This window comes from Acinetobacter sp. HA, from assembly GCF_000264725.1.
Classification (GTDB): domain Bacteria; phylum Pseudomonadota; class Gammaproteobacteria; order Pseudomonadales; family Moraxellaceae; genus Acinetobacter; species Acinetobacter schindleri.
Window position 1 is genome coordinate 111,867 of sequence record NZ_AJXD01000039.1, and the last position, 12,896, is coordinate 124,762.

At 44.0% G+C, this 12,896-nt stretch carries 12 protein-coding genes and 1 pseudogene; 2 read left to right on the forward strand and 11 right to left on the reverse strand.

The annotated features are described in order from the left end of the window. The first annotated feature begins 129 nt into the window (after window positions 1-129). Both HADU_RS08565 and HADU_RS08570 read left to right on the forward strand, forming a co-directional pair. Entirely contained in the window at window positions 130-843 is a 714-nt protein-coding gene (locus HADU_RS08565; protein WP_004812593.1) for a D-Ala-D-Ala carboxypeptidase family metallohydrolase, read from the forward strand. 132 nt (window positions 844-975) lie between these two features. Then, entirely contained in the window at window positions 976-1,641 is a 666-nt protein-coding gene (locus HADU_RS08570; RefSeq protein WP_004812592.1) for an O-methyltransferase, read from the forward strand. Between the two features lie 201 nt (window positions 1,642-1,842). Here HADU_RS08570 and HADU_RS08575 read toward each other — a convergent pair whose 3' ends face one another. From HADU_RS08575 to HADU_RS08625, 11 genes and pseudogenes are all read right to left on the reverse strand, one after another. Next, a complete protein-coding gene (locus HADU_RS08575) occupies window positions 1,843-2,685 on the reverse strand; it encodes a universal stress protein (protein WP_004812590.1) in 843 nt (280 codons plus the stop codon). A 187-nt stretch (window positions 2,686-2,872) separates the two neighbouring features. After that, window positions 2,873-3,493, reverse strand: coding sequence for an acyltransferase (locus HADU_RS08580; RefSeq protein ID WP_004894343.1), 621 nt, complete (start codon window positions 3,491-3,493; stop codon window positions 2,873-2,875). Continuing rightward, window positions 3,486-4,085, reverse strand: a complete 600-nt coding sequence (locus tag HADU_RS08585; protein ID WP_008305400.1) for an IMPACT family protein — start codon at window positions 4,083-4,085, stop codon at window positions 3,486-3,488. The genes HADU_RS08580 and HADU_RS08585 overlap by 8 nt, the downstream gene beginning before the upstream one ends. Window positions 4,086-4,192: 107 nt before the next feature. Then, complete coding sequence (locus tag HADU_RS08590) at window positions 4,193-5,380, reverse strand: HlyD family efflux transporter periplasmic adaptor subunit (protein WP_008305401.1); 1,188 nt, start codon at window positions 5,378-5,380, stop codon at window positions 4,193-4,195. After that, entirely contained in the window at window positions 5,377-7,515 is a 2,139-nt protein-coding gene (locus HADU_RS08595) for a type I secretion system permease/ATPase (protein WP_008305402.1), read from the reverse strand. The genes HADU_RS08590 and HADU_RS08595 overlap by 4 nt, the downstream gene beginning before the upstream one ends. Next, window positions 7,512-8,980, reverse strand: a pseudogene (locus HADU_RS08600) (TolC family outer membrane protein). The gene HADU_RS08595 and the pseudogene HADU_RS08600 overlap by 4 nt, the downstream one beginning before the upstream one ends. 217 nt (window positions 8,981-9,197) lie before the next feature. Then, window positions 9,198-9,938 (reverse strand): LPS export ABC transporter ATP-binding protein, encoded by a 741-nt coding sequence (lptB, locus tag HADU_RS08605; protein ID WP_008305403.1) that lies wholly within the window; start codon window positions 9,936-9,938, stop codon window positions 9,198-9,200. After that, window positions 9,938-10,504 (reverse strand): lipopolysaccharide transport periplasmic protein LptA, encoded by a 567-nt coding sequence (gene lptA, locus HADU_RS08610; protein ID WP_004812577.1) that lies wholly within the window; start codon window positions 10,502-10,504, stop codon window positions 9,938-9,940. Before lptA ends, lptB begins: the two co-directional genes overlap by 1 nt. Beyond that, on the reverse strand, window positions 10,488-11,036 hold the full coding sequence (lptC, locus tag HADU_RS08615) for an LPS export ABC transporter periplasmic protein LptC (RefSeq protein WP_004894330.1): 549 nt from the start codon (window positions 11,034-11,036) through the stop codon (window positions 10,488-10,490). The genes lptA and lptC overlap by 17 nt, the downstream gene beginning before the upstream one ends. A gap of 33 nt (window positions 11,037-11,069) precedes the next feature. Next, the gene (locus tag HADU_RS08620) at window positions 11,070-11,609 is read right to left on the reverse strand and encodes a KdsC family phosphatase (protein ID WP_008305404.1); all 540 of its coding nucleotides are present in this window, start codon (window positions 11,607-11,609) and stop codon (window positions 11,070-11,072) included. A 3-nt stretch (window positions 11,610-11,612) separates the two neighbouring features. Continuing rightward, window positions 11,613-12,590, reverse strand: coding sequence for a KpsF/GutQ family sugar-phosphate isomerase (locus HADU_RS08625; protein ID WP_008305405.1), 978 nt, complete (start codon window positions 12,588-12,590; stop codon window positions 11,613-11,615). Between the last annotated feature and the right edge of the window lie 306 nt (window positions 12,591-12,896).

Consider the following 12,896-nt stretch of genomic DNA (forward strand, 5'->3'; position numbering starts at 1 on the left):
TCCAAAAAAGATCAGCATAGTCTGGTCTTTTTTTGTACCTGATGCACACATTTCATTGCAATTTATCCTGAATTCCTTCGCAAAAGTGGACTAAAATAGCGCTATTTTATAAATACCTGATTTCTAATAATGAAGCATTTTTACAAGGGATTATTGGGTCTCAGCATGATCCCTTTTGTCATGGTGGGCTGTACCACTGCGACAAAGAAACCAATGACCTTGCCAGATGGAAAACGGATTTACATTCCTCAGGAACAGGTTAAGGTTGACCGTAAGGTGCTGCCTAAGAGTATTCCTTTTGCCTATACCAACTGGGCAGCCGTAGCAAATAACCTCTCTCGTGTACGCGAGTATGAAGTATTTTTAGAACGTAATTCGGTAGGCAATATCATTCCAAGTTTTGAATTGATGCGTACTGCACGTGACTGGTCGCGTTGTGGTGGACCGCAGTATATGGTGCCAAGCCGTGAGCTGTGGAGCAATCAGTTGCCAACGTTACGTGTATTTAAATATCTGGTTGCAGCCAATGTCCTCAATGATTTCGAAGTAACCTCAGTTTATCGTGATCTGCCACTCAATAAATGTGCTGGTGGTGCTAACTCTTCACGTCACTTGTATAACTCTGCGATTGATTTCCGTATTGGCCCGGAATTTCCGCAGCCTGAAGATTATGCCTATATTGAGAATACCAAGTTCAAACTTTGCCAGTTCTGGATACAGCATGGTCAAAGCCTGAATATGGGCTTAGGTCTATATGCTTCAGGTCAGATCCATATTGATACCCAAGGTTACCGCACCTGGGGCCCGGATTTAAGCCGTAGATCTTCAATGTGTAATTACTAAGTCATTCCACCTACAATACAGAATCTGTAAATCGTTCTGTATTGTTCATTTTCAAAGCAAATATAAAACAATAAATTGCGCTCCACTGCGAAAGGTTTAAAATGCCTGCATCGCAACAAAGGTGCTCAAGCTATGCAACAAATGTGGACAGATCTCGACAATTATATTGATTCACATTTAATCCCAGATGATCCTATTCTGAAACAGACTCTTGAAAATACAGCTGCGCATGGATTTCCTGATCATCTGGCGGTAGCTGCCAATCAGGGCATGCTGTTACAGATGCTGATTCAGATGAATGGCTGCAAGCGTGTACTTGAACTCGGAACTTTTGCTGCATATAGCACCATGTGGCTGGCACGTGCCCTGCCTGAAGATGGTTATATCCTGACTATTGAAGGTCGTGATACGCATGCCGCGATGGGTCAGGAAAATATCGAGCGTGCCAACCTCAAACAGACAGTCGAACTTAAATGTGGCCGTGCCGCAGATATTCTAAAAGCCCTACCAGAAGATACAGAACCGTTCGATTTTATCTTTATTGATGCGGATAAACAGAGCTATCCTGAATATCTGGAGCTCAGCCTGAAACTATCTCGTTCAGGTACAGTAATCTTTTTAGACAATGTTATTCGTGCTGGGGCAATTATTGATTTGGACAATAATAAGCCAAGTATTGAAGGTATTCGCAGCATGTTTGAAGCAATGCAGAATCACCCGCGCCTACTTTCCAGTACCGCTCTACAGACCGTGGGCAGCAAAGGTCATGACGGTTTTGCACTGGCTATTGTCAAATAACAGTCTGAGAGCAAAAAACACCCAATAAAGTATTTTAAATATATAACAATAACTTATGGAATGTAACCACAGAGTTATCCACAATATATGAGGATAACTCTGATTATTTTTAAATCAAACTGTAACAATTTCCAACTTCAAGCTTTTTAATTTCGTGGAATTGTTATTTTAACTTTATAACGCTTTTTCCAATATTTTCCTTTACTTGGCAACCAGAAGCGGTACTTTGGAATTGCGGAAGATGGTGGTCGCGATACTACCCAGGAAAAACTGGTGGATTTTGCTGTGACTGAATGCACCCAGCACAATCAGCTGAATTCCCTGCTCCTGCTGATAAGACAGAATGTTCTCTGCCACATCACCATAGCGGTATTCAGGAACAACATCCAGTCCAGCTTCTTTCAGATAATTTAACGGTTCATTCAGGATTTCAGCATGATCTCCGACATACAGCAAATGACACTGTAGCAGTTTCAGTAAATCACTTTCTGCAATACGTTTCATCATCTGGATACAGGTTGGTGAATATTCATAGGCAAAGATAAAGCGTGTTGGCGGTTTAAAGTTTTCACCCACTGTCATTACCGTACAATTGGCACCACGGATAAAGTTTTCCACATTGGTGCCCATCGGCTTGTTTTTCTCAGCCGAGCGCTCACCCAAACGTCCAATGACGACAATATCATCAGGTCTGAGTAACTGAAAACTTTGTTCCAGGAAATCCCCTTTTTCCTGAATATGGATGGTGTTGATATTGTGTTTTTCTTTGATCTGGTCAGAAATATGCCGCAGCAGATTATTGCTATAGTCTAAAGCCAGTTCACTCTGTTTCTGTTCAAGTTCAGCCAGTTCTTTTAATAGCATGGCATTGCTTTCAAAACCAATCACACCACTAATTTCCCCCAAATGATAACTTGCAGGGTAATAATCCAAAACTTGCAATAACACCAGTTCGCGATGGGTCTGCTTGGCAATCCATGCAGCCGCTTCTGCGAGGGCATTAATGCATGGAGAAGAATCAATGCAGGCAATGACACGTTTCATGTTTAGCCTCTCTCATTATAATAAAAGTTCTTAGATATTTTTAAGTTAGCATAGCCTTCGGCAAATGTGCAGCGAATTCTGTAGCACAGGATTTGAATTATGTTATTTTTTATGTGACGTTCTAGTGGCTTATACATTTTTGAACTACCAGAACCATCCTTGTATCGTCTGAAACTCTAATCACGTATTAATCCCGGTAGCGAATCAGTTTGGCCGGGTTACCTGCAACGATCATGCGTTCATCCAAATCTTTGGTCACCATACTGTTCATACCAACAATGGCCTGATCCGCAATTTTCACTCCGTCTTTAATGCCGACATGAGCACCCAGCCAGACATCACGGCCAATTTCAATCCCTTTGGAACGCACCGGCTGTTTATAAATGGGCTGTTCCAGCTCCATCCCATGATCAAAAGCGTACAGGTGACAATAGGCCGCCATACGCACCTGATCATGTAACTTAATTCCTACCCGTCCACCATCCAGAATACAGTGGTGATTAATCGCGACTTCATTGCCAATTTCTAGTGGCCCATGCAAGGTACAGTCCGCTGCGATAAAGCTATGATCACCAATCACGATTTTTCGGCCCGGTTCAGCGAAGATATGGGCCAGTGGTGAAATAAAGCAGTTCTCACCAATCTCGACTGTTTCCATTTCACGCAGATAGTCCTGATATTCGCGCTGCCACTGTTCTGCCCAGCCCCGGTTTTTAGGCTTGAGTGACCAGTATAGCCACGGCATATAATTCAGACGATGCTTATGCTGCTCGCGGTATTTCAGTAGAGGATCCTGCTGCTCAGTCATCTTGGGGCTCATCTATAATTTTTAAGGCTTCACGTCCGCGGCTGATATCCTGAATCTTCAAAGCAAATGGCTCAATCTGATGTTTCTGCATTTGCGCAATAACCTCGACGCCTTCTGCGGTATAATCTTCCTGATAGTCAATCTGTTGCTGATTCAGCTCATACTGAAAAATAGCCCATTCACTAAAATTACAGCGAAAGAATACCTTTTTCTTTTCAATCAGTTCAATCTTTTCAGCTAAGATTAGGCATTGTCCCGCACAGCCCCCATAAGCACGAACTAAACCACCCGTACCTAGCTTGATTCCTCCATACCAGCGATTCACCAGCACCAATACATTGGTCAGCTCATTGCCTTCAATGGTCGCTAAAATCGGTCGACCTGCGGTGCCAGAAGGCTCGCCATCATCATTAAAACGCACATTATGTCCAATTTTCCATGCCCAGCACTGATGCGTCGTGGTGGTATCACGATAAGCTTCCAGAAAATCCTTTATCTCCTGTTCGGATTCTACCGGCGTGGCAAAGGCCTGAAAGCGGCTTTTCTTGATCTCTTCTTCAAAACTGACAAGGCTGGCAATGGTAAAAGACATTGGATTCAAACAATAACATTACTGTCTTGCAGTATAACGTGTTTGCTAACACAAACAAAAAAGCCCCTATACATAGAGGCTTGATTTTGTACAACTACTATGAAGGATTAGCGTTCGCGTAATGCTTCTTTGGCCTTGTTAAACGGTTTAACCAGATAATCCAGTACGGTTTTTTCACCCGTACGGATATCCACGGTTGCTACCATGCCCGGGGTGATATTAAATTCCTGTCCGGCTTTATTGGTCAGTTTGTCATTTTCGGTACGGATATAAACGCGGTAGTAAAACTGATCCTGCTTGACTTCATCACGTAGAGTATCTGGGGAAATCACGGTGACCTTACCTTTCAGGCCGCCATAAATCGAATAATCATAAGCGGTAATTTTGACCAGAGCTTCCTGATCCGGACGGATAAAGGCAATATCACGTGGTGAAATACGTGCCTCGACCAGCAATTTTTCATCCAGCGGTACAATCGTCATCAACTTGCCGTTTTGTGGAATAACGCCTCCCAAGGTCATGACATCAATTTCTTTCACTACACCACGTACTGGCGATTTGAAAATAGTCCGGTTCAACGTATCGGATTTACCACGTACCACCTGTTGCTGAGTTTCCACATCAGTATTGGCTTTGGCAAGCTCTTCACGCGCTTTCACAAAATACTGGTTCCGCACATCATTCATCTGGTTTTGCAGGTCATTGGCTTCACGCTTTAAACGCAGAACTTCCACTTCGCTTGCAGCACCTTTTGCAACTAATGGTTCAGTCATCGCCAGTTCTTGCTGTACCAGTACCAATGCCTGCTGTAACCCTGCTAAAGATTGTTCCAGATTAGCACGACGCGATTTATATAATGCAGTTTCCTCTGCCACCAGTTTTGGCTCTTTGAGTACCTCTGGCGGGAAGGACAACGGCGCACCGGTGACTTCAGCACGTAAGCGTGCCGCAGTTGCACGCGAAGAAATTAACAGAGAAGCCGATTCACCCACATTGGATTCAAAACGGGTGGGATCCAGCTGCGCCAATACCTGCCCCTGCTCGACAATTTCACCTTCTTTGACGTTCAGCTTGGTGAGGATACCACCTTCCAGAGACTGAATAACCTGTTCCTTGGAAGAGGGAATCACTTTACCGGTGCCTGTCGAAACTTCTTCCAGCTTGAACAACCATGCCCATGTCAGCAGAATCAGTAAGCCTATGCCAATGATCCAGATAATTACACTTGATTTTGGCAAAGGTGGTTCCTGAAAGCTGACTTTGGTTGAACGCTTGATTTCCTGTTTTGCACTCATGCGCTTGCTCCCGTAACACGCTTCGCTCCACCTTGTGATTGATTCAGGATCTGGTCCCGCGGACCATCCATCACAATCTTGCCGTCATTTACGACAATGATGCGATCTACCAATTCAAGTACCGCACGACGATGGGTAGCCACCACCATGGTTCGGCCAATCAGATAAGTTTTTAAATTATCAATCAGCTGTTTCTCAGAAACATCATCAATGGCAGCAGTGGGTTCATCCAGCAATAAAATTCGTGGTTGGCGAATCAGTAAACGAGAAAGTAACAAGGCTTGACGCTGACCACCAGAGAAGCCCACACCACCTTCGAGAATGATATGGTCCAGGCCTTCTTTCTTTTCCTGAACAAAGCCCAATGCACCTGTGAGTTGCAAAGCTTCCAGAATCTGCTGATCCGTAGCGAGCGGTGCACCCAAAGTCAGGTTTTCACGGATACTGCCGTAAAAGAGTTGTGAATTCTGATTAAGTAAGCCCATATCACGGCGTACATCTGAAGGATCTATCAGGGTCAGATCAATCCCATCAAGTTTGACCTTGCCTTGTGCTGGAGTTTGCATACCCGACAACAGTTGTAAAAGAGTCGATTTACCAGCACCGTTACGGCCCAGAATTGCAATTTTTTCACCGGGCTTGATTTCGAGTTTTGGAATGACCAGACTCGGTTTGGGATCATCATCGCCATATTTGAACACCACGCCACTCAAGTCATAATGACCATCCAATACAGGACGGTGAATCAGATGTGAATAGTCCGGCTGATCCACCGATTTTTTCATCAACTCATCCAGACCGCCCTTGGCAACTTTGGCTTGCTGTAAACGGCCCAAGACACCGGTGATTTGTGAAATGGGTGCGAGCATCCGTGATGATAAAATCGAACAGGCAACTAAAGCACCCGTGGTCATCTCACCATCCATTACCGCAAATGCACCGACCAAGACCACAATTGCAAAGGTGAGTCCCTGAATTTTTTGGGTCCATGCTGTCATTAAGCCAACAATTTTACGTTGTTGCATACTGACATCAGCAGAGACTTCATTCATATGATTCCATTGGTTCTGGAAGCGGGTTTCAGCTCTTAACAGCTTGATATCTTCAATCCCTTGTACGGCTTCTACTAATAAAGCATTACGGATTGCAGATTCACGCATTCCTAACTGTGCCAACTTGGCCAGTTTTTTCTGCGCCAGAATTCCCGGAAGAATCATGAGTGGTACTACCAGTAGCATGACCCAGAACAGGTTGCCGCCAATAATCCAGAAGATTCCCAGGAACAGGAAGAAGAATGGTAAATCTGCAATTGCCGTCACGGTAGTGGAAGTGACCAATTCACGCACACCTTCGAGTTCACGAATCTGTGAAATAAAAGTACCTGTAGATTTTGAACGCTCTTTATTTTTAATGCGTAAGGCATGACCAAAAACCTGGTCAGAAATACGTAAATCAGCGCGCTTGCCGATAATATCAGACAGATAGATCCGGGAGACGCGTAAGGTAAATTCGAAGATTGCCGCAATCAATACACCGCCTGCCAGTACCCATAAGGTCGGGATAGACTGTGAAGGAATGACCCGGTCATACACGTTCATGGAAAAGACAATGGTAGCCAGTGCGAGGATGTTCGCGATTAAAGAAGCAAACATCACATCGATATAACGCTTCCAGTCATTCAGGACAATTGACCAGAACCAGTTCTTTTCGAAAGGCTTGATATATTCATCGACCCGGGCATCGGGTACTGAAGACTCAGGACGTAAGATATAAAGGCTTTTAGCACCCTGCTTCAGATGTTCCAGGTTAAAAACCTGAGACAACCCCTGATCGCCACTGAGCTGTACACTAGCTTTGCCTTCACTATCAATGCGCTCGATGACACCCACTTCGCCATTTTCAAATTCTACCAATATTGGCAATTTCCATGGACTGAGCAGACTGGCATCAAACTTGTTTTTACGTACATTTAAACCGATCTGACGCGTGACAACTTTGAGCAGCTCGTCAACATCATGATGCTGGTTCCAGTCGAGTTGTAAGCGGATTCTTTCCTCAGATGGCTCGATACGATAATGCTTGGCGATATTAAGTATCGCCTGAAGCCACGGCTGATAATTTATTGTATTACTCATGGCTGTACTTCAAACCCCTGAATAGAAATACGGTTAAGGTCATAAAGATCGCGTGTACGACCAGTGACCTGAATGTACTGAACAATAGCGGTATAAATATCGTAACGCGCAGTTTCGATTTCTTGGGCTGCGCTGTGAATTGCCTGCTCTGCATTAAGCAGATCGACTACGGTTCGAGTACCGAGTTTATATTGTTCCTGATACAGCTCTCTGGTGCGCACAGTGGTTGCACGGCGCTGTGCCAGAATGTCCATTTGTCGCTGTTTATTTTCAATCTGTTCGCGAATCAAGCGGACCTGATCGACTACATCCAGATAGGCAGTATTGACCTGAGCACGTGCTGCTTCTTCAGCAAAACTGGCTGCACGGGTCTGTGATCTGGTCGCCCCACCTTGATAGAAATTACTGGTGGCTTCAATCATCACAGAGTTATAAAAGCCATCATCTTCATTATTATTCGGATTGCGACCATTAATGGCCTGACTCATACTCCCTTTGATATTAATGGTAGGATAAGTATTTAACCTGGCTTGCTCTTTTTGCGAACGTGCAACTTCCACGCCAGCATGTGCCAACATCAACGTTGGAATACTGGTAAATTCAGGCTCCTGGTAAAGTCCGGCCTGTTGAATCAGACTATCCGGAATTTCCCACTCTACATTGGATATATCAAAGCCGAGTAAAGTACGCAGTTTTTGTTGATATTGACGTAACTGGGTTTGTTGCACAATCAGGTTATTCTCTGCAGCTTCCAGATTGGATTGGGCCTGAATCGGATCGGCCTGACTGCTGATCCCGGCTTTGGCTCGCAGATTGGCAATTTCCGCAATTCGTGCAATCCCTTGTTTCTGCTGCTCGGCAATCTTGGTGATTTCTTGATAGCGCTTGATATTGACAATGGCATCTGCCACTTCAAGTGCAATCTGATCCAGGCTAACTAAAACCCGTGCCTGCGCTTCGGCAAGCTTGGCTTCTTCAGTGGTTACGCTGGATTTTACTTGCCAAAATCATATAGCATTTGGGTCGCATTCAGGGAAACTACCTGACGACCGCGCTCACCCTTGGTTAAATCTGCTGTTCCAAATCCACCCGAAATCTGTGGATAGTATTGTGCCTTTGCGACATCAATATTGGCAGCCTGAGAGGACAGCGAAGATATACTTTGTGAAATCTCGGGACGACGCTGAACTGCTGTAAGTACAGCATCCTTGAGATCAATGCGTCTGGGAATGCCCATCGCTGGAATATTATTCTGGGAACGAGTACCATTCTGAAAACCGCCTACTTGGGGCAACTCCTGAACACGTGAGGTATCCAGCTGATAATTACTCAAATCCCGCAGAGCAACCGTATGTGAGGATTTCACAGGTTCAGGGGAGAATAGTTTACTGACCCCTTGTTTGAATCCCTGAAAATATCCCTTTTCCGTATCTGCCGCATAAACCTGAGACATTTGCAAAGGCAATAAAAAGGCGATAAATACCCTTTTTTTTCCCTGTAAATTACCCCGAAGTTTATTAATTTTTTTGCTTGCAATAGCATGATTATTGGTGTCGTTTTTAAACTAACTATATACCAAACATATTTTAAAATTGATGATACTAAAATATTTTCGACGAAAAAATCCCACACAACAACGCTAAAGTTGACTGTGTGGGCTTGATTAAGGTAATAAAGCCGAATTACACGGTAAAGTCATCACCCAGATACACTTTTCTAACAGTTTCATTATTCAGGATTTCTTGTGGTGTACCTTCTGCAATCACTGCACCTTCACTGACAATATACGCATGCTCACAGATTGCCAAAGTTTCACGCACATTATGATCAGTAATTAATACCCCAATACCACGATCTTTCAAGGTTGTGATAATGTCTTTAATATCTCCGACAGAAATCGGATCGACCCCGGCAAAGGGTTCATCAAGTAGCATGAATTTTGGATCAGCTGCCAGCGCACGGGCAATTTCCGCACGACGACGCTCACCACCAGAGACACTCATGCCCAGAGAATCTTTGATATGGGTAATCTTAAAGTCTGCCAGCAATTCTGCCAGGCGCTGCTGACGCTGGGCTTTGGTCAATTCCTTACGGGTTTCAAGAATCGCCATGATATTTTCAGCAATGGTAAGCTTCCGGAAAATAGAAGCTTCCTGCGGCAGATAACCAACCCCTTTACGGGCACGTTCATGCATGGCCAAATCTGAGAGATCCAGATCATCCAGATATATTTCACCTTTATCCATACGCACCAGACCAACCACCATATAGAAACTGGTGGTCTTACCTGCACCATTCGGTCCAAGCAAACCAACGATCTGACCACTTTTCATGCTGAAGGATACATCCTTCACCACCCAACGTTTACTATAGTTTTTCGCCAGATGTTTAATGGTTAAAGTTTGAACCTTTGATTCAGCCATTAGTCACGTGCTCCCGGGAAGGATTTAGAACTGGATGGTGGAATCACAATCTGTACACGACCTGAAGAGGAACCAGTTTTATTTGGCGTACCGACAGCTTCAATATCACCCTTATTCATGCTGTATCGAAGCGTATTACCACGGATACTGGCCCCATCCTGTTCCAGGAAGGCATTACCTGTCAGGGTAATAATACCGGTATCAGCATTGTAGACAATCTTCTGTGCCTGACCTTTCGCAATTCCTTTAGCAGCATCAATCTGTTGCTGGAAACGTGCAGGACTGCCATTTGCTGTAATCGTGCTGATTTGCTTCTTGCTATTCAGGTTCGCCACAATTGAGTTTGCCTGAAGTTTCATGGTCCCTTGCTCAATAATGACATTACCGGTATAAGTTGTGATACCGGTACGCTCATTAAAAGTTGCACGGTCAGCTACCAGTGAAATAGGCTGCTGGCGGTCTGAAGGAATTGCCAATGCTGCGAGTGAAGTAAACCCGAGCACAGCAGCAAGCGCAGTACGCTTCAGGAAAGTAGTCGTCATTTTAGGTTTAAGAATTTGGTTCATACTTTCCTCGAATATTAAAAAATTCGTATTGCCCGTCATTTAGATTTGCCTTCAAGCCCTGACTGATAAACTCAGCTTGTGGAGTCGTTACTTCTACAGCTTTATCCGTTTCAATTTCTCGTGTTTTAGGGAAACCTGTTAACTCTTCTGTCTTGAACTGAAGCTGACCATCTTGCAGAATCTTGGTTGCTACCACCTGCTGAGAAAGGATCACTTTAGTATTATCCTCGTACCCATTCACAAGTTTGGCATAAAAAGTAGAATCTACTTTGCCATCCTTGTACATAGAAGCATTCATATTTTCCAGCTTCGAGGTTTTTTTCTGCATATCCTGCTCGAGTCGATCGACTTGAGCACGAACAGCCAGCTCACCTTTTTCATCGGTCTGCGTCAAATTAATATTTTCAGCCGTGGATTTCATACTGCGTGCAGCATCTACCTGAAGCTTATTGCCACTTCCACTGAAATAATAATAACCACCACTTATGGCTGCGAGAATAATCGCGGTTACGTATAAAACTTTAGTATCCATAAGCAGTGTACTTAATCCAGAACGTATAGTTGATTAATATGGCGCACGAGTAAACTTTTCAAGTAATTCTTGGTAAACACCTTTAGACATTAAAAGCATGTCACAGATCTCGCGCACTGCACCACGACCACCCATCGCCTGAGTCACCAGATCGGCACGACGACGTACTTCGACATGACCATTTGGAACTGTCACTTTCATGCCAGCAATCGCAAAAGCTGAGAGGTCAGGCCAGTCATCGCCCATATACAGGCAATCTTCAGGATCGATATTCAACTGAGCGCAAGCTTCTTTGAGGGCAACGCCTTTGTCTTCACGTCCCTGATAGACTAGGTCTACCCCTAAATCAGACATACGTTTTTGTACAATATTACTTTGACGTCCAGTGATGATAATCACTTTAATTCCAGCCTGCTGAACCAGCTTCATACCCAGACCATCACGAATATCAAAGGATTTGATCTCATCTCCCGTATTGGTCAGCGTAACAAAACCGTCACTTAGAATCCCATCAACATCAAGCACCAGTGCTTCAATATGACGTGCCTGCTCTAATAATACATAAGATGCCATCTATTAATTTACCCCAGCCTGAATCAGGTCATGCATACTAATTACACCAATGACTTTATTGGCATCATCAACAACTACAAATTGATTAATTTTATGTTCATTCATACGTTCCAGCGCTGCTACAGCACGTGCTTCCTGAGAAATCGTCAAAGGATTTTTGGTCATCACTTCCTGGATCGGCAAATTGACATCAAAACCTTGCTGCTTATCGATCAATCGGCGCAAGTCACCATCCGTGAAAATACCCAGCAGAACATCATTTTGATCGACAATTGTGGTTAAACCTAGACGTTTATTTGAAATTTCGTATAAAACTTGATTCATCGGTGTATCTGGTGACACTTTTGGCAATTCCGAACCTGTATGCATGAGATGTTTTACATGCAGCAATAAGCGTTTACCCAAGGCACCCGCTGGATGTGAAAGGGCAAAATCGTCAGCAGTAAAACCACGTGCATCTAGCAGCGCTACAGCCAGAGCATCGCCTAACACCAGAGTCGCTGTAGTACTTGAAGTTGGTGCCAGACCCAGCGGACAAGCCTCTTGCAGATTACCCAAAGTTAAAGCGACATCGGCATTTTGTGGCATAGGGCCTTTGTCGTCACCACTAATGGTAATTAAAGGAATTTCCAGACGCTTGATCAGAGGCATCAGCATCATGATTTCATCACTCTTGCCTGAGTTTGAAATAGCAATCAGTACGTCACCCGGCACCAGCATGCCGAGATCTCCATGTCCCGCCTCACCTGGATGCATAAAGAATGAAGGCGTACCTGTAGAGGCAAAAGTCGCGGCCATTTTGCGGCCAATATGCCCGGATTTCCCCATCCCGGTAATCACCAGACGCCCCTTACACTGCAGGATAATTTCACATGCCTGACTAAAACGTTCATCGATTTGGGCAGCTAAAATCTGTAATGCATGTTCTTCGATACGCAGTGTTTCAAGTGCAACTTTCTGGAAGTCTATTTGATTTGGCATATTTGGTGGGTTCAAAGTAGGTTTACCTTAACTCTATACAGAGTTGACTCAGTCTAGCAAAAATAATTTTCGCAATTTTATCATATCTATGCAAATTACAGGTTTCAAAATGTATGGCTTTTCATAAAACTTAAACTGAATGTTTTGAAATTTGCCTGACTAAAAGCCCCTCATTATTCAAAATTTAATCATATAAAATCAGTTCTGATTTTCCTTTTTATTTTGCACAGACAATAAAAAACCCCAATCTTCCGATCAGGGTCTTTTGAATTTTGGAGCGGGAAACGAGACTCGAACTCGCGACCC